Origin of the sequence: Streptococcus dentapri, assembly GCF_042649885.1 — a bacterium.
Classification (GTDB): Bacteria; Bacillota; Bacilli; order Lactobacillales; family Streptococcaceae; genus Streptococcus; species Streptococcus dentapri.
Genome location: NZ_JBHSAC010000048.1, coordinates 1 through 14,902 on the forward strand (window position 1 = coordinate 1; position 14,902 = coordinate 14,902).

28 protein-coding genes are annotated in these 14,902 nt (G+C 40.0%); all 28 read right to left on the bottom strand.

The window, feature by feature from the left end; all coding sequences use genetic code 11:
* Positions 1 to 301 precede the first annotated feature (301 nt).
* Entirely contained in the window at positions 302 to 688 is a 387-nt protein-coding gene (gene rplQ, locus ACFOSE_RS05455; protein ID WP_380431400.1) for a 50S ribosomal protein L17, read from the bottom strand.
* A 14-nt stretch (positions 689 to 702) separates the two neighbouring features.
* Positions 703 to 1,641 carry a DNA-directed RNA polymerase subunit alpha gene (locus tag ACFOSE_RS05460; protein ID WP_380431402.1) on the bottom strand — a complete coding sequence of 313 codons (939 nt, stop codon included), beginning with the start codon at positions 1,639 to 1,641 and terminating at the stop codon, positions 703 to 705.
* Between the two features lie 51 nt (positions 1,642 to 1,692).
* Entirely contained in the window at positions 1,693 to 2,076 is a 384-nt protein-coding gene (gene rpsK, locus ACFOSE_RS05465) for a 30S ribosomal protein S11 (RefSeq protein ID WP_001118387.1), read from the bottom strand.
* Between the two features lie 17 nt (positions 2,077 to 2,093).
* Complete coding sequence (gene rpsM / locus ACFOSE_RS05470; protein ID WP_380431455.1) at positions 2,094 to 2,459, bottom strand: 30S ribosomal protein S13; 366 nt, start codon at positions 2,457 to 2,459, stop codon at positions 2,094 to 2,096.
* A gap of 17 nt (positions 2,460 to 2,476) precedes the next feature.
* Entirely contained in the window at positions 2,477 to 2,593 is a 117-nt protein-coding gene (gene rpmJ / locus ACFOSE_RS05475; protein WP_002959355.1) for a 50S ribosomal protein L36, read from the bottom strand.
* A 28-nt stretch (positions 2,594 to 2,621) separates the two neighbouring features.
* Positions 2,622 to 2,840: a translation initiation factor IF-1 gene (infA, locus tag ACFOSE_RS05480; protein WP_001040189.1), complete on the bottom strand. Its 219-nt coding sequence runs from the start codon at positions 2,838 to 2,840 to the stop codon at positions 2,622 to 2,624.
* Positions 2,841 to 2,957: 117 nt separating this feature from the next.
* Positions 2,958 to 3,614, bottom strand: a complete 657-nt coding sequence (locus tag ACFOSE_RS05485; protein WP_380431459.1) for an adenylate kinase — start codon at positions 3,612 to 3,614, stop codon at positions 2,958 to 2,960.
* A gap of 95 nt (positions 3,615 to 3,709) precedes the next feature.
* Positions 3,710 to 5,014 (bottom strand): preprotein translocase subunit SecY, encoded by a 1,305-nt coding sequence (gene secY / locus ACFOSE_RS05490; protein ID WP_380431460.1) that lies wholly within the window; start codon positions 5,012 to 5,014, stop codon positions 3,710 to 3,712.
* 15 nt (positions 5,015 to 5,029) lie between these two features.
* Positions 5,030 to 5,470 (bottom strand): 50S ribosomal protein L15, encoded by a 441-nt coding sequence (gene rplO / locus ACFOSE_RS05495; protein WP_380431462.1) that lies wholly within the window; start codon positions 5,468 to 5,470, stop codon positions 5,030 to 5,032.
* 132 nt (positions 5,471 to 5,602) lie between these two features.
* Positions 5,603 to 5,785, bottom strand: coding sequence for a 50S ribosomal protein L30 (gene rpmD, locus ACFOSE_RS05500; protein ID WP_380431463.1), 183 nt, complete (start codon positions 5,783 to 5,785; stop codon positions 5,603 to 5,605).
* A 14-nt stretch (positions 5,786 to 5,799) separates the two neighbouring features.
* Positions 5,800 to 6,294 (bottom strand): 30S ribosomal protein S5, encoded by a 495-nt coding sequence (gene rpsE / locus ACFOSE_RS05505; protein ID WP_380431465.1) that lies wholly within the window; start codon positions 6,292 to 6,294, stop codon positions 5,800 to 5,802.
* 18 nt (positions 6,295 to 6,312) lie between these two features.
* Positions 6,313 to 6,669: a 50S ribosomal protein L18 gene (gene rplR / locus ACFOSE_RS05510; protein ID WP_380431467.1), complete on the bottom strand. Its 357-nt coding sequence runs from the start codon at positions 6,667 to 6,669 to the stop codon at positions 6,313 to 6,315.
* A 100-nt stretch (positions 6,670 to 6,769) separates the two neighbouring features.
* Complete coding sequence (gene rplF / locus ACFOSE_RS05515) at positions 6,770 to 7,306, bottom strand: 50S ribosomal protein L6 (protein WP_380431469.1); 537 nt, start codon at positions 7,304 to 7,306, stop codon at positions 6,770 to 6,772.
* A gap of 334 nt (positions 7,307 to 7,640) precedes the next feature.
* On the bottom strand, positions 7,641 to 8,039 hold the full coding sequence (gene rpsH / locus ACFOSE_RS05520; RefSeq protein ID WP_380431471.1) for a 30S ribosomal protein S8: 399 nt from the start codon (positions 8,037 to 8,039) through the stop codon (positions 7,641 to 7,643).
* Between the two features lie 386 nt (positions 8,040 to 8,425).
* Positions 8,426 to 8,611 (bottom strand): type Z 30S ribosomal protein S14, encoded by a 186-nt coding sequence (locus ACFOSE_RS05525; protein WP_003062863.1) that lies wholly within the window; start codon positions 8,609 to 8,611, stop codon positions 8,426 to 8,428.
* A gap of 17 nt (positions 8,612 to 8,628) precedes the next feature.
* The gene (gene rplE / locus ACFOSE_RS05530; RefSeq protein WP_380431474.1) at positions 8,629 to 9,171 is read right to left on the bottom strand and encodes a 50S ribosomal protein L5; all 543 of its coding nucleotides are present in this window, start codon (positions 9,169 to 9,171) and stop codon (positions 8,629 to 8,631) included.
* Between the two features lie 25 nt (positions 9,172 to 9,196).
* Positions 9,197 to 9,502 (bottom strand): 50S ribosomal protein L24, encoded by a 306-nt coding sequence (rplX, locus tag ACFOSE_RS05535; protein WP_380431476.1) that lies wholly within the window; start codon positions 9,500 to 9,502, stop codon positions 9,197 to 9,199.
* A 78-nt stretch (positions 9,503 to 9,580) separates the two neighbouring features.
* The gene (gene rplN / locus ACFOSE_RS05540) at positions 9,581 to 9,949 is read right to left on the bottom strand and encodes a 50S ribosomal protein L14 (protein WP_380431478.1); all 369 of its coding nucleotides are present in this window, start codon (positions 9,947 to 9,949) and stop codon (positions 9,581 to 9,583) included.
* A 24-nt stretch (positions 9,950 to 9,973) separates the two neighbouring features.
* The gene (rpsQ, locus tag ACFOSE_RS05545; protein WP_239548918.1) at positions 9,974 to 10,234 is read right to left on the bottom strand and encodes a 30S ribosomal protein S17; all 261 of its coding nucleotides are present in this window, start codon (positions 10,232 to 10,234) and stop codon (positions 9,974 to 9,976) included.
* Between the two features lie 27 nt (positions 10,235 to 10,261).
* Positions 10,262 to 10,468 carry a 50S ribosomal protein L29 gene (gene rpmC / locus ACFOSE_RS05550; protein ID WP_380431479.1) on the bottom strand — a complete coding sequence of 69 codons (207 nt, stop codon included), beginning with the start codon at positions 10,466 to 10,468 and terminating at the stop codon, positions 10,262 to 10,264.
* Positions 10,469 to 10,477: 9 nt separating this feature from the next.
* Complete coding sequence (gene rplP, locus ACFOSE_RS05555; RefSeq protein ID WP_380431481.1) at positions 10,478 to 10,891, bottom strand: 50S ribosomal protein L16; 414 nt, start codon at positions 10,889 to 10,891, stop codon at positions 10,478 to 10,480.
* 3 nt (positions 10,892 to 10,894) lie between these two features.
* A complete protein-coding gene (gene rpsC / locus ACFOSE_RS05560; RefSeq protein WP_380431482.1) occupies positions 10,895 to 11,548 on the bottom strand; it encodes a 30S ribosomal protein S3 in 654 nt (217 codons plus the stop codon).
* 12 nt (positions 11,549 to 11,560) lie between these two features.
* On the bottom strand, positions 11,561 to 11,905 hold the full coding sequence (gene rplV / locus ACFOSE_RS05565; RefSeq protein ID WP_380431484.1) for a 50S ribosomal protein L22: 345 nt from the start codon (positions 11,903 to 11,905) through the stop codon (positions 11,561 to 11,563).
* A 15-nt stretch (positions 11,906 to 11,920) separates the two neighbouring features.
* The gene (rpsS, locus tag ACFOSE_RS05570) at positions 11,921 to 12,199 is read right to left on the bottom strand and encodes a 30S ribosomal protein S19 (protein ID WP_000533765.1); all 279 of its coding nucleotides are present in this window, start codon (positions 12,197 to 12,199) and stop codon (positions 11,921 to 11,923) included.
* 219 nt (positions 12,200 to 12,418) lie between these two features.
* The gene (rplB, locus tag ACFOSE_RS05575) at positions 12,419 to 13,252 is read right to left on the bottom strand and encodes a 50S ribosomal protein L2 (protein ID WP_380431496.1); all 834 of its coding nucleotides are present in this window, start codon (positions 13,250 to 13,252) and stop codon (positions 12,419 to 12,421) included.
* 17 nt (positions 13,253 to 13,269) lie between these two features.
* Positions 13,270 to 13,566: a 50S ribosomal protein L23 gene (locus tag ACFOSE_RS05580; RefSeq protein ID WP_380431498.1), complete on the bottom strand. Its 297-nt coding sequence runs from the start codon at positions 13,564 to 13,566 to the stop codon at positions 13,270 to 13,272.
* Positions 13,566 to 14,189 (bottom strand): 50S ribosomal protein L4, encoded by a 624-nt coding sequence (gene rplD, locus ACFOSE_RS05585; protein WP_380431500.1) that lies wholly within the window; start codon positions 14,187 to 14,189, stop codon positions 13,566 to 13,568. The genes ACFOSE_RS05580 and rplD overlap by 1 nt, the downstream gene beginning before the upstream one ends.
* Before the next feature lie 19 nt (positions 14,190 to 14,208).
* Positions 14,209 to 14,838, bottom strand: coding sequence for a 50S ribosomal protein L3 (gene rplC / locus ACFOSE_RS05590; RefSeq protein WP_380431501.1), 630 nt, complete (start codon positions 14,836 to 14,838; stop codon positions 14,209 to 14,211).
* Between the last annotated feature and the right edge of the window lie 64 nt (positions 14,839 to 14,902).

The window sequence follows — 14,902 nt, forward strand, 5'->3', positions numbered from 1 at the left end:
GAAGACAGCTTATTTATTCTATCAAACTCAGAAAGCCTTGTCAATATCTTTTTCAAACTTTTTTAGGGGTTGAAAAAAGATACATGTATAAAAAATAAAGACACTTGTTTACGAAATCATTATAAGTAATCCACTTAGAACAATTGCGCAAACAAGCGTTAGCTTTGCTTTATTTTTTACATAACCTATGACCTATGATGAGTGTTCCCGCTGAGAAATGTTCTCAGCGGTAGACCAGAGCTAGACTAAGATATCTTCTTATGATACCCATCATCATAACACTCAACAAAATTGATAAAAATTATACAAGTTCAATAATTGCCATTGGTGCGGCATCACCACGGCGTGGTTCTGTTTTAAGAATGCGAGTGTACCCACCATTGCGTTCTGCATAACGTGGAGCAATCTCACCAAAAAGTTTTTGAAGAGCCGTAGTTGATGTATATTTATCATTTGCTTCATCGTAACTTTCTGAGGCAATTTCATTACGTATGAACGTTGCTGCTTGGCGACGAGCATGTAAATCACCACGTTTACCAAGAGTAATCATTTTTTCAACCGCTTTACGAAGTTCTTTAGCGCGAGCTTCAGTAGTAACAATTGATTCATTGATCAAAAGATCTGTAGTTAAATCACGCAACATCGCTTTACGTTGTGAGCTAGTGCGTCCTAATTTACGGTAAGCCATTTTATCCTCCTATTTTATTTATCATTTTTTAACCCAAGACCAAGTTCGGCAAGTTTAACTTTAACTTCCTCAAGACTTTTACGCCCAAGATTGCGAACTTTCATCATTTCAGGTTCTGTTTTCTCAGTCAGGTCAAATACAGTATTGATCCCTGCACGTTTCAAACAGTTATATGAGCGAACAGACAAGTCAATTTCCTCAATAGTACGGTCCAACACTTGGTCGTTTGAAACATTCTCTGCCTCTTTCATAACTTCAGTTGTTTTAGCAATTTCAGTTAGATCAGTAAACAGATTTAGGTGTTCAATCAAGACACGAGCTGACAGCCCAAGTGCATCTTCAGGGATGATTGTGCCATTCGTCATGATTTCAATCGTTAATTTATCAAAACCATCATTACTACCAACACGAGCTGGTTCAACTTGATAATTAACCTTTTTTACAGGCGTATAGATTGAATCTACAGCCAGAGTTCCGACGGGTGCACTGTCTTGTTTATTACCTTCGGCTGGCACATAGCCACGGTTTTTAGCAACAGTCATAACTGCTTTAAAGCTATGCCCTTCAGCAATAGTAAAAAGATAGTGGTCGGGATTAATAATTTCAATATCGCTGTCAGTCAAGATATCCCCTGCGGTTACTTCGGCTGGTCCTTGAACATCTAGCTCAATTGTTTTTTCATCTTCAACATAAGATTTAACAGCAAGACCCTTGATATTAAGGATGATTTGCATCACATCTTCACGGACTCCAGGGATAGTATCAAATTCGTGAAGTACTCCATCAATTTTGATTGATGTTACTGCTGCACCCGGAAGTGATGACAGGAGTACACGACGAAGAGAGTTACCTAGAGTTGTACCGTAGCCTCGCTCTAACGGTTCGATAACAAATCTGCCGTAATCTTTATTTTCATCAATTTTTGTTATAGTCGGTTTTTCAAACTCAATCATTTAAATACTCCCTCGAAACGTTGTAGTGTACAGTTAGTAAATTAGTTACGATTATACACGACGACGTTTTGGAGGACGAGCACCGTTGTGGGGAACAGGAGTCACATCACGAATCGCAGTGACTTCAAGGCCCGCTGCTGCAAGAGCACGAATCGCAGATTCACGACCTGAACCAGGACCTTTTACAGTAACTTCCACTGTTTTAAGCCCATGTTCTTGAGCAGATTTTGCTGCAGCTTCAGCAGCCATTTGTGCTGCAAATGGGGTTGACTTACGAGAACCTTTAAAGCCGAGAGCACCTGCAGATGACCATGCCAAAGCGTTACCATGCACATCTGTAATCATAACAATAGTGTTATTAAATGTAGCGTGAATATGAGCAACACCAGATTCGATGTTCTTTTTCACACGACGTTTACGTGTTGGTTTAGCCAATTTTCTTACCTCCTATTTTATTTTTTCTTACCAGCAATCGCAACGGCTTTACCTTTACGAGTACGAGCATTATTTTTCGTGTTCTGTCCGCGAACAGAAAGTCCACGACGGTGACGAATCCCACGGTATGAACCAATTTCCATCAAACGTTTGATGTTCAAATTCACTTCACGACGAAGGTCACCTTCAACTTTAATACTGTCAACCTCACGACGAATTGCGTCTTCTTGATCTGACGTCAAATCTTTAACACGGATGTCTTCTGAAACACCAGCAGCTGCCAAGATTTTTTGTGATGTTGTCAAACCAATCCCATAGATATAAGTTAATGAGATTACTACACGTTTGTCGTTGGGAATATCAACTCCAGCAATACGAGCCATATCTTCTCCTTTCTATATTATCCTTGACGTTGTTTGTGTTTTGGATTTGATGGACAAATAACCATAACACGACCGTTACGGCGAATAACTTTACAGTATTCACAAATTGGTTTAACTGATGGTCTTACCTTCATATCTTATATATCCCTCCAATTATTTCGATCATTTAAAGCGGTATGTGATACGTCCACGTGTGAGATCGTATGGGCTCATTTCAACAGTGACACGATCGCCGACTAAAATACGGATATAATTTTTCCGAATTTTACCGGAGACAGTCGCCAAAATTTGATGACCGTTTTCGAGCTCGACAGTAAACATAGCATTGGGCATAGTCTCAACAACCTTGCCTTCAATTTCAATCACATCTTCTTTTGCCACGCAAAAGTACCCCCCTAAATTTCGATTCGATACCCCTTAAAGTCAAGGGTAATAATTATAAGTCAGACTATCATATAATATCACAACTCATACACTTGTGCAAGTAGAATAGCCAAATTATTTCAAGGATGAAATGGCTTGACTCACATCCTTAAAGACATCCTCAATATCTTGATTTCCCTCAATAGTATACACAAGATTTTGCTTGCGATAATAAGCAATAATTGGCTCTCCTTGTGCGATATTAATATCCAGACGGCGTTTGACAGTGTCTGGTTTATCATCTTCACGTTGGAAGAAGTCCTTACCACCACAAACATCACAGATCCCTTCAGTTTTCGTTGGGTTGAAAACTTTATGGTAAGTAGCACCACAAGTACTACAAATGAAACGACCACTCAGACGTTCAACTAAATTTTCTGGTGCCACATCAATATTAACAACACCATCAAGCTTAATTGCCAATTCTGCCAGCGTTTTTTCCAACGCATGAGCCTGCTCAATCGTCCGTGGATAGCCATCGAGTAGAAAACCCTTTTGAGCAATGTCATCTTGCGCCAATCGTTCTTTTACGATACCATTGGTTACTTCATCAGGAACGAGCTCGCCTTTATCGATATAAGATTTAGCTAGCATTCCCATCTCTGTTTGATTAGCCATTGCTGTGCGAAACATATCTCCTGTGGAAATATGTACCAGATCAAATTTTTCAACAATTTTTGCTGCCTGTGTTCCTTTACCCGCACCGGGCAGTCCCATGATTAAAAGATTCATATCTATCTCCTTATTTTGTTTTTAAATAAGTCTGCCAAAAAACGACAAACTTATCAAAAAACAAAATAGAAAGGTTGACAAAGTCAACCTGCATTCTATTCTGCATTTATAAATCCAACATATTTTTTCTTAAGTAAATAACCTTCCAATTGTTTCATCCCTTCAATACCTGTGGAAATAAGGATAAGCAAACTTGTACCTCCAAGTGCAACTGTTGATGATAAGTTAAACACTTGCTGTGCAATAATTGGAATCAGAGCAATAAAGGCTAAGAAGAATGAACCTATTGTTGCCAATTTTTTCAATAACGAAGATAAATACTGTTCTGTTTCACGTCCCGGACGGACACTTGGAATATAAGAAGCATTCTTCTGTAAATTTTCTGCCGTTTTCTCAGGATTAACCTGAACAAAGGTATAGAAGAAAGAAAACAGAGCAATTAAGATTGCATAGATTACCATACCAGTAGGTGATTGGTAAGAGAACAAATCTTGAAGTGTATCTATCCAAGGCACATTAATACTAGTGCTTTGAAGAAAAGTGATAATCGAGCTAGGCGCAGCTGTAATAGAGCTGGCAAAGATTACCGGAATAACTCCAGCTGGATTAACCTTAAGTGGTAAATAAGAACTCGTTGGAGCACCTTGTGCCAATTTAGTGTATTGAATTGGAATTTGATACTCAGCCTGTTGAACAAATGTTGTAAAGAAGATAATTACCAGAACAGCAAAAACAAGCAATCCAACATAAATCAGAGAGTTAGTCAGTTGCCCTGACTCAACATTTACAAAATATTCATTATAGATAGACTTAATGGCATCCGGAATTTGTGCAATGATACCTGCAAAGATAATCATTGACACACCGTTACCGAATCCCTTATCTGTAATCTGATCACCCAGCCAAGTGACAATAACTGTTCCAGTTGTAAGAATCAATCCTACTGTCAAGTAAGTTTTGGGATTAGGATCCGCTAGCAGTTTTGAACTAGCAAGAACATTAAACCCTGCAGTGATAGAAACCGATTGAATCAATCCCAAAACTAGTGAAATGTAACGTGTCGCTTGATTCAGCTTACGACGTCCCACTTCCCCTTGCTTGCTCCACTCGACAAAGCGTGGATAAATATCCATTTGCAACAGCTGAACAACGATAGAGGCAGTGATGTAAGGGCTAACCCCCAATGCAAAAATTGAAAAAGAGCCCATCGCACTACCGCTAATAAGGTTGAGCATATTAAGGAAAGGTAAATCCTTCATACTCTCGAGACTTGCAGCATTGACTCCTGGTACTGTTATGTGAGCACCAATCCGGAAGATTAAGATGATGAAAATTGTAAAGACGATTTTGCGTCGTACATTCTTCACCCTCAATGCATCAAATAATAATTTAAAGAACATAATGAGTACTCCTCATTAGATGACTTCGATTGAACCACCTTTAGCTATAATTGCTGCTTCAGCAGATTTAGAAAACTTAGCTGCTTTAACAGTCAATTTCTTTGTCAGTTCTCCATTGCCAAGGATTTTAATGCCTGATTTTTCAGCACGAACAATCCCAGCTTCTTTCAAGACAACTGGTGTTACTTCCGCACCGTCTTCAAAAATATTTAATTGATCAAGGTTAACCAAAGCATATTCTTTAGCATTGATATTAGTAAAACCACGTTTTGGAAGGCGACGGAACAATGGTGTTTGTCCACCTTCAAAGCCGGGACGGATATTGCCGCCGCTACGAGCCTTTTGACCCTTTTGACCGCGTCCCGCAGTTTTACCATTGCCGGATGAAGTACCGCGACCTACACGATTGCGGACTTTACGAGAACCTTCTGCTGGTTTCAATTCATGAAGTTTCATGTCTAATTTTCTCCTTTTTTTGTAAAATGCTAGCGCCTTTGAGAAGGGAAAAGGACTCTTCTCAAAAACTCGCCTATATATTATCTCTTAATTTAGCATAAGTCGCAAAGAAAAACTTTGCGACTTATTATATTATTTTGCGTCTTCTACAGTTACCAAGTGGGATACCACATTAATCATACCACGAACAGCTGGACTATCTTCTTTGATAACTGAGCTATTTAACTTACCAAGCCCAAGAGCAACAATCGTTTTACGTTGTTCTGGCTTACGACCGATGGGAGACTTAGTCAAAGTAATTTTAATTTGAGTCATATTGATCTCCTTTCTTATCCTAAGTCAGAAACTGAAATGCCACGAAGAGCAGCAACTTCATCTGCACGTTTCAACTGTTTCAAACCTTCAACAGTTGCACGTACAATGTTGATTGGAGTGTTTGAACCAAGTGACTTAGAAGTAATATCTGCAACACCTGCTAATTCCACAACTGCACGTACAGCACCACCAGCAGCAACTCCAGCCCCTTCGACAGCTGGTTTCAACAATACACGAGCACCACCAAAGCTTGAGTATACTTCGTGAGGGATTGTTGTACCAACCATAGGAACATCAATTAGGTTTTTCTTAGCATCGTCTACTGCTTTACGAATAGCTTCTGGTACTTCTTTAGATTTACCTGTACCGAAGCCCACGCGGCCATTACGGTCACCAACAACAACTAGAGCTGCAAAACGCATGTTACGTCCACCTTTTACGGTTTTAGAAACACGGTTAATGGCAACTACGCGTTCTTCAAATTCAACTGCATTGTCTTTTAATGCCATGTTTTAGTGTCCTCCCTATTAGAATTTCAATCCGTTTTCACGAGCTGAGTCAGCCAAAGCTTTTACACGTCCGTGATAGAGATATCCACCGCGGTCAAACACCACTTCTGAAATACCTTTAGCAACTGCGCGTTCGGCAACAAGTTTACCAACAACAACGGCTTGTTCTGTCTTAGTTCCCTTAGAAACTTCTTTATCAAGAGTTGAAGCGCTTGCGAGCGTTACACCCGCTACGTCATCAATCACTTGAGCGTAGATGCCTGTATTAGAACGGAAAATGTTCAAACGTGGGCGATCAGCAGTTCCAGAGAGTTTTCCGCGAACACGACGATGGCGTTTTTGGCGGACTTTGTTTTTATCTGGTTTCGAAATCACAATTTTCACCTCTTAAATTTCTATGATGAGTTAGTTTAAGCCAACTCTCGATAATTTAGAGAATGACAGATTGCAGAAAAACTGCATCTGACACCATCTATTATTTACCTGTCTTACCTTCTTTACGACGAACGTACTCACCGACATAACGAATACCTTTACCTTTATATGGTTCAGGTGAGCGCAGTCCGCGAATATAAGCAGCTGTTTGACCAACAACTTCTTTATTGATTCCGCTGACAATGATTGAAGTTGCACTAGGCACTTCAAAAGTGATATCTTCGGGAGCTTGAACTTCATCTTGATGTGATTTACCAACAGAAAGTACAAGTTTAGAACCTTGAAGTTGAGCACGGTAACCGACACCGCGCATTTCAAGTTCTTTTTTGAATCCTTCAGAAACACCGACAACCATGTTATTCAGGTTTGCACGAGTTGTTCCGTGGATTGTTTTCATTTCCTTAGAATCGTTCGGCCGATGAAGTGTTACTTCAGTTCCTTCAATTTTAATTTCAATATTTTTGTTAAACTCACGAGTGAGTTCGCCTTTAGGGCCTTTTACGGTTACAACATTGTCATTGTTAGTGATTTCAACACCAGCAGGCAAGTTGATAACCTTATTACCAATACGTGACATTATATTTCTCCTGTTAGATTGTCAAGCCGCACATAGCGACTAGTTTTCACGGGGTGAACAAGATACAAAGCCATTAAGCAACTCGAAGAAAAATAGGAAACCCGACTGCAGATGCATTAGCATCTAAGGAGAGTTTATCTTTTTTCAAAGAGTTGTAGGCGTGTTCAATTACTATATCTTGTTCTTGTTTGGTCCCATGATACAATCAAATCACATTATGAGATTTGAACCCGAGCTGTGACCTGTATGAAATAGACAAATCAAACTAGAATGCAAGCATTCGTCGTTTGATTTCCTATTTTCACTTGAGTCACTACACTCTTAGTATCATAATTTACCAAACGTATGCGATTACTTCACCACCAACGTTCTTTTGACGAGCTTCTTTATCAGTCAAAAGGCCTTCTGATGTTGAGATGATTGCAATTCCAAGTCCATTAAGAACTTTTGGAAGTTCTTCACGTTTTGAATAAACACGAAGACCTGGTTTTGAAACACGTTTCAAGTTAGTTATGACACGTTCACCGTTTTGTCCATATTTCAAGAACACACGAATGATACCTTGCTTATCATCTTCAACAATTTCAACGTTTTTTACAAAACCTTCACGCTTAAGAATTTCTGCAATTCCTTTTTTGATGTTTGATGCAGGCACTTCAAGTACTTCATGTTTTGCTTGGTTAGCATTACGAATACGTGTTAAAAAGTCTGCAATTGGGTCAGTCATAACCATTTTAAAATTCTCCTCTTACTAGCAGTTTGACATTTTCACTTACTAGTTAATATATCCCTATTGGGAAATGCAAAGCTGAACTTTGCTAGTTTGATGCGATGCATCATGAAATTTGAACTCGGGCTACGGCCTGTGTGAAAAAGATGCACAGCTGTTCAGCTTTTAGCTGATTACAGATGCGGATACCTTTAGGTATAAATCCTCCTAGAACGCGAGTGTTCATCGTTAGATTTCCTGTTTTCACTTGGTCCGACACGCTCTTAGTATCATTTTTTAATTGCGTTCGAGCTACAACCTTGGCAAAAGAGATAGATTTCCCTAGGAGTAAACTTCATCGTTAAATCTCCTATCTTTGCGTTGGTCGGTTTAACGCTCTCACATCTTTCTTACCAAGACGCTTTAGTAACGCCAGGGATTTGTCCTTTATATGCCAATTCACGGAAGCAAACACGGCAAAGTTTGAATTTGCGGTAAACTGAGTGTGGACGCCCACAACGTTCGCAACGAGTGTAAGCTTGCGTAGAGAATTTCGCAGGGCGATGATTCTTAGCAATCATTGATTTTTTAGCCAATTTATTTACCTCCTATATTATTTTGCAAAAGGCATACCAAGGCCTGTAAGCAATTCACGTGATTCTTCATCAGTGTTAGCTGTTGTTACGATAACAATATCGAGTCCGCGCACTTTATCAACGTCATCAAAGTTGATTTCTGGGAAGATTAATTGTTCTTTGATACCAAGTGTATAGTTACCGCGTCCATCAAAAGATTTTGTTGGCACACCATGGAAGTCACGAACACGTGGAAGTGAAACTGTCACCAACTTATCCAAGAATTCATACATGCGTTCACCGCGCAAAGTAACTTTGGCACCGATCGCTACCCCTTCACGAAGGCGGAAGCCGGCGATAGATTTCTTGGCTTTAGTAATCAATGGTTTTTGACCTGAGATAAGCGCCAATTCATCAGCAGCTTTTTCAAGGTTCTTTGCATTATTTACAGCATCACCAACACCCATGTTAAGAACGATTTTCTCAACTTTTGGAACGGCCATTACAGATGAGTAGTTAAATTTTTCTGTCAAAGCAGGTACTACTTCATTAGTGTATTTTTCTTTAAGACGATTAGCCATTTATACTTTCTCCTTTCCTTCGTGATTAATCAAGCACTTCGCCTGATTTTTTATTATAACGCACTTTTTTGCCATCAACAACTTTATAACCAACACGTCCAGCTACACCATTTTTGTCAAGAACTTGGACATTTGATGCATGGATAGGTGCTTCTTTTTCAATAATAGCACCTTGAGGATTTTCGTTGTTTGGTTTTTGGTGTTTTTTGACAATTGCCACACCTTCAACTACGACCTTATTTACTTTTGGAAGTGCTTTAAGGACAACGGCTTCAACACCTTTATCTTTACCTGTGATAACGCGAACTTTGTCGCCTTTTTTTACAAACATTGAGTTTTTCTCCTATATTTTTCTTACGCCCTGAGGGCACCCTGATGATTAATCAGGGGACTGGTGTTTGATTTTAAATTAAAGTACTTCTGGCGCCAAAGATACAATACGCATGTATCCACCTTCACGCAATTCACGTGCTATTGGGCCAAAGATACGTGTTCCGCGAGGAGTTTTGTCATCACGGATAAGAACTGCTGCATTTTCGTCAAACTTGATGTAAGAACCATCAGAACGACGAGCACCAGATTTTGTACGTACAATAACAGCTTTAACGACGTCACCTTTTTTAACAGCTGCACCCGGTGCAGCTTGTTTAACTGAGGCAACAATAACGTCACCGATGTTAGCGAATTTACGTCCTGAACCACCAAGAACTTTGATAGTCAAGATTTCACGAGCACCGCTATTATCAGCAACCTTCAAGCGACTTTCTTGTTGAATCATTTCAAATGTCTCCTTTTAGTTTGATTAGATAATAACAGCTTCTTCAACCACTTCTACAAGGCGGAAACGCTTAGTAGCTGAAAGTGGGCGAGTTTCCATGATGCGAACGATATCGCCAGTTTTAGCAACATTGTTCTCGTCATGAGCTTTATATTTTTTAGAATAGTTGATACGTTTACCATAGACTGGGTGGTTACGTTTTGTTTCAACTACAACAGTGATTGTTTTATCCATCTTGTCAGATACAACACGTCCAACAAGGGTTTTACGTTGATTACGTTCCATTATTAGAATTACTCCTTTCCCAATCTATTATTTCATTTCTGATTGCACAGTTTTAACACGTGCAATTTGCTTTTTGACTTCATTCAAGCGAGCAGTTTGATCAAGTTGACCTGCTGCCGCTTGGAAACGAAGATCAAAAAGTTCTTTTTTGAGCTCGTTTTCTTTTTTAGCAAGTTCTTCTTGAGACAAGCCACGAAGCTCAGCAACAAACTCTTTGATTTCTTTAAGTTTCATGTCTTCTCCTTATTCTGCTTCACGCTTTACGAATTTTGTCTTAACTGGCAATTTGTGGCTAGCAAGACGAAGCGCTTCACGAGCAACTTCTTCTGATACACCAGCAATTTCAAACATGATTTTACCACGTTTCACCGGTGCTACCCAACCTTCAGGTGCCCCTTTACCAGATCCCATACGTACACCGATAGCTTTAGCAGTGTATGATTTGTGAGGGAAAATTTTAATCCAAACTTTACCGCCACGTTTCATGTAACGCGTCATAGCGATACGGGCAGCTTCAATTTGGCGGTTAGTGATCCAGTGGCTTGTTGTCGCTTGAAGACCGTATTCTCCAAATGCTACTGATTTACCACCTTTAGCTTCACCGCGCATTTTCCCGCGGAATTCACGGCGGTGTTTAACACGTTTAGGTACTAACATTTGTTATTTGCCTCCTTTAGTGTTTTTACGAGCTGGAAGCACTTCACCACGATAAATCCAAACTTTAACACCAAGTTTTCCGTAAGTAGTGTCAGCTTCTTCCCAAGCATAGTCAATATCTGCACGCAGTGTGTGAAGCGGAACTGTTCCTTCTGAATACCCTTCTGCACGAGCGATATCTGCACCGTTCAAACGACCAGAAACTTGTGTTTTGATCCCTTTTGCTCCAGCACGCAGTGTGCGTTGGATTGCTTGTTTTTGTGCACGACGGAAAGCAACACGTTGTTCTAATTGGCGAGCAATATTTTCACCAACAAGGTGAGCATCCAAATCAGGTGATTTGATTTCAACGATGTTGATGTGAACTTGTTTTCCAGTCAATTTGTTTAATTTAGCGCGAAGAGCATCAACGTTAGCTCCACCTTTACCAATAACCATACCTGGTTTAGCTGTGTGAAGTGAAACGATAACTTTATTTACTGCACGTTCAATTTCAATAGTTGAAACTGAAGCATCTGCCAACTCATTGTTAATGAATTCGCGAATTGCCAAATCTTCATGAAGGTAATCTGCGTATTCTTTTTCAGCATACCATTTCGCATCCCAATCACGAATGATTCCAACACGCATACCAATTGGATGTACTTTTTGACCCACGATTTTACCTCCTTATTTTTCTGCTACAACTACGGTTACGTGAGTTGTGCGTTTATTGATTGGCGAAGCTGAACCTTTGGCACGTGGACGGAAACGTTTCATCGTTGGTCCTTCGTTGGCAAATGTTTCAGATACTACCAAGTTTGCTTTTTCCAAACCAAAATTGTTTTCTGCGTTAGCAATTGCTGAATTAAGTGTTTTTTCAACAATACGGGCAGCTTTGTTTGGAGTGAATTTTAAGATTGCGATTGCATCAGCAACGTTCTTACCACGGATAAGATCAAGAACAAGACGTGTTTTACGAGGTGAAACACGCACTGTACGAGCCATTGCTTTAGCTGAAGTAATTTCTGCCATTGTGTCCTCCTCCTATTAACGACGTGTTTTCTTATCGTCTGCTGCGTGACCTTTGTAAGTGCGAGTCGGTGCAAATTCACCAAGCTTGTGACCTACCATGTCCTCTTGGATATAAACAGGTACGTGTTTACGTCCATCATAAACAGCGATTGTATAACCGATAAAACTTGGGAAAATCGTTGAGCGACGTGACCAAGTTTTAATAACTTTTTTCTTTTCATCATTTGCTTGAGCTTCAACTTTTTTCATCAAATGCTCATCGACGAAAGGTCCTTTTTTAAGACTGCGTCCCATTTAATAATATTCTCCTTTAAATAGATACCACAGCGGCTTGTCCTATAAATAGACTACCGAGCTGGCGGATTGATTGTTTGTTTTTAGTAATAGCCGTAGACATCTGGACACTCACTGTGTTACAAGATAACTTGTGACTGCCTTAGTCGTCATAGCAGAAGTTTCGTAACGAAATCTCGCGTAGTTTAGTTTACTACGCCAGATTTTCTACTCAGTCACCTATTTTTCATTGCGACGACGAACAATAAGTTTATCAGATTTAGCTTTCTTATTACGAGTTTTAAGGCCAAGCGCAGGTTTACCCCAAGGAGTAGATGGCGCTTTGCGTCCGACTGGTGCTTTACCTTCACCACCACCGTGAGGGTGATCATTAGGGTTCATTACAGAACCACGAACTGTAGGACGGATACCTTTCCAACGGCTACGTCCAGCTTTACCTAAGTTAACAAGTGATTGTTGCTCGTTGCCAACTGTACCAATTGTAGCACGGCAAGTACCCAAAATCATACGAACTTCACCAGATTGCAGACGGACAAGAACATATTTACCTTCTTGACCAAGCACTTGTGCAGAAGCACCAGCAGCACGAACAAGCTCTCCGCCTTTACCAGGTTTTAATTCGATATTGTGAATGATGGTTCCAACCGGAATGTTAGCCAATGGCAGAGCATTACCAACTTTAATATCAACATCTGACCCTGATACAATACGTTGCCCAACCTCTAAACCTTTAGGTGCGATGATATAAGCCTTCACACCATCAGTATAGTGAACAAGCGCAATATTGGCTGTACGGTTTGGATCATATTCGATAGTTTTAACAACAGCTTCAACACCATCTTTATTGCGTTTGAAATCAATCAAACGATAATGGCGTTTGTGACCACCACCATGATGGCGAACAGTGATACGGCCATTGTTGTTACGACCTGCTGTTTTATTCAAAGAAACAAGCAATGATTTCTCAGGAGTGCCTGTTGTAATTTCAGCAAAATCCAAAGAAGTCATATTACGACGGCCATTTGTCGTTGGTTTATAAACTTTAATACCCACGTTATTTCCTCCTTAGATTATTCAGCTTCAGCAGCAAATAAGTCAATTGCTTTTGAGTCAGCTGTAAGCGTGATAATTGCTTTTTTAGTTTTACTTGTGAAACCTGTGTAACGACCTACACGTTTTTGTTTTGGCTTAACATTTACAGTGTTGACATTAGCAACTTTAACACCTTCAAAAGCTGCTTCTACGGCTTGCTTAATCAGTAGTTTGTGTGCACGTGTATCAACTTCAAATGTATATTTACCAGCTTCAAGATCAATCATTGATTTTTCAGTGATTACAGGTTTTTTGATTACGTCGTACAAGTTCATTATGCAAGAACCTCCTCGATTGTAGAGATTGCTTCTTTAGTAACAAGAAGTTTGTCTGCATTTACGATATCAAGAACACTTGCAGTTGTTGCTGTTGTAACAGTTACATTTTGAAGGTTACGAGCTGAAAGCTCAGCATTTTTGTTTCCTTCCTCTAGAACAACAAGTACTTTTGAATCAATGCTAAGTGCGCTAAGAACGTTTGCAAATTCAGCAGTCTTAGGTGCTGCAAATGAAAGAGCGTCCACAGCAACCAATTTATCTTCAGCAACTTTGGCCGAAAGGACTGATTTCAAAGCAAGGCGGCGAACTTTTTGCGGGAATTTATAAGCATATGAACGTGGTGTAGGCCCGAAGACAACGCCACCGCCACGCCATTGTGGCGAGCGAATAGAACCTTGACGAGCACGACCAGTTCCTTTTTGGCGCCATGGTTTACGGCCGCCACCAGAAACTGCTGAACGATTTTTAACCGCATGGGTGCCTTGGCGAAGACTAGCCCGCTGACTGATTACAACATCAAACACTACTGATTCATTTGGTTCAATACCGAAGACCGCATCATTCAATTCAACTGTGCTTACTTCTTTACCAGTTTGGTCAAATAGTTTTACGTTTGCCATTTAACTGTTTTCTCCTTTCTTATTTTTTAGCAGCTTTTACTGCTGATTTGATAGTGATAAGAGATTTCTTAGCACCTGGCACATTACCCTTGATAAGGACAACGTTTTTTTCTGGAACCACTTGCACAATTTCAAGGTTTTGAATTGTTACGCGATTTCCACCCATGCGTCCTGCTAAGTGTTTGTTCTTGAAAACACGGTTAGGAGCAACAGGACCCATTGATCCCGGACGACGATGGTAACGAGAACCATGTGCCATAGGACCACGTGATTGTCCGTGGCGTTTGATAGCACCTTGGAAACCTTTACCTTTAGTAGTACCAGTAACATCAACAACATCACCAGCTTCGAATTGTTCAACTGTGATTTCTTGTCCAACTTCCAAGCCTTCAATGTTTTTGAATTCACGAATGAAGCGCTTAGGAGCCGTATTAGCTTTCGCTACGTGACCTTTAGCAGGTTTGTTGCTCAATACTTCACGTTTGTCGTCAAAACCAACTTGAACTGCTTCATAACCGTCTGTTTCAACAGTTTTCACTTGAAGCACAACGTTTGGAGTCGCTTCGATGACAGTAACAGGGATAAATTCACCAGATTCAGTGAAGATTTGAGTCATTCCCACTTTTTTCCCTAAGATTCCTTTTGTCATGAGAAAATAATTCCTTTACTTATTTTATTAAAAAGTTTTTAACGAGCGTTTTTTGTGCTCAGAA

Bases quoted from the DNA above. Each gene is read 5' to 3' on its own strand.
- ACFOSE_RS05580 (WP_380431498.1), bottom strand. From the start codon at position 13,566: ATGAACTTGTACGACGTAATCAAAAAACCTGTAATCACTGAAAAATCA.
- rpmD (WP_380431463.1), bottom strand. From the start codon at position 5,785: ATGACTCAAATTAAAATTACTTTGACTAAGTCTCCCATCGGTCGTAAG.
- rplO (WP_380431462.1), bottom strand. From the start codon at position 5,470: ATGAAACTTCATGAATTGAAACCAGCAGAAGGTTCTCGTAAAGTCCGC.
- rplC (WP_380431501.1), bottom strand. From the start codon at position 14,838: ATGACAAAAGGAATCTTAGGGAAAAAAGTGGGAATGACTCAAATCTTC.
- rplF (WP_380431469.1), bottom strand. From the start codon at position 7,306: ATGTCACGTATTGGTAATAAGGTTATCAACTTGCCTGCTGGTGTTGAA.
- rplN (WP_380431478.1), bottom strand. From the start codon at position 9,949: ATGATTCAACAAGAAAGTCGCTTGAAGGTTGCTGATAATAGCGGTGCT.
- rplQ (WP_380431400.1), bottom strand. From the start codon at position 688: ATGGCTTACCGTAAATTAGGACGCACTAGCTCACAACGTAAAGCGATG.
- ACFOSE_RS05460 (WP_380431402.1), bottom strand. From the start codon at position 1,641: ATGATTGAGTTTGAAAAACCGACTATAACAAAAATTGATGAAAATAAA.
- secY (WP_380431460.1), bottom strand. From the start codon at position 5,014: ATGTTCTTTAAATTATTATTTGATGCATTGAGGGTGAAGAATGTACGA.
- rpsQ (WP_239548918.1), bottom strand. From the start codon at position 10,234: ATGGAACGTAATCAACGTAAAACCCTTGTTGGACGTGTTGTATCTGAC.
- rplD (WP_380431500.1), bottom strand. From the start codon at position 14,189: ATGGCAAACGTAAAACTATTTGACCAAACTGGTAAAGAAGTAAGCACA.
- rpsS (WP_000533765.1), bottom strand. From the start codon at position 12,199: ATGGGACGCAGTCTTAAAAAAGGACCTTTCGTCGATGAGCATTTGATG.
- ACFOSE_RS05485 (WP_380431459.1), bottom strand. From the start codon at position 3,614: ATGAATCTTTTAATCATGGGACTGCCCGGTGCGGGTAAAGGAACACAG.
- rplX (WP_380431476.1), bottom strand. From the start codon at position 9,502: ATGTTTGTAAAAAAAGGCGACAAAGTTCGCGTTATCACAGGTAAAGAT.
- rplE (WP_380431474.1), bottom strand. From the start codon at position 9,171: ATGGCTAATCGTCTTAAAGAAAAATACACTAATGAAGTAGTACCTGCT.
- rpmJ (WP_002959355.1), bottom strand. From the start codon at position 2,593: ATGAAGGTAAGACCATCAGTTAAACCAATTTGTGAATACTGTAAAGTT.
- rpsH (WP_380431471.1), bottom strand. From the start codon at position 8,039: ATGGTTATGACTGACCCAATTGCAGACTTTTTAACACGTATTCGTAAT.
- rpsM (WP_380431455.1), bottom strand. From the start codon at position 2,459: ATGGCTCGTATTGCTGGAGTTGATATTCCCAACGACAAACGTGTAGTA.
- rplP (WP_380431481.1), bottom strand. From the start codon at position 10,891: ATGTTAGTACCTAAACGTGTTAAACACCGCCGTGAATTCCGCGGGAAA.
- rpmC (WP_380431479.1), bottom strand. From the start codon at position 10,468: ATGAAACTTAAAGAAATCAAAGAGTTTGTTGCTGAGCTTCGTGGCTTG.
- rplV (WP_380431484.1), bottom strand. From the start codon at position 11,905: ATGGCAGAAATTACTTCAGCTAAAGCAATGGCTCGTACAGTGCGTGTT.
- rpsE (WP_380431465.1), bottom strand. From the start codon at position 6,294: ATGGCATTAAAAGACAATGCAGTTGAATTTGAAGAACGCGTAGTTGCC.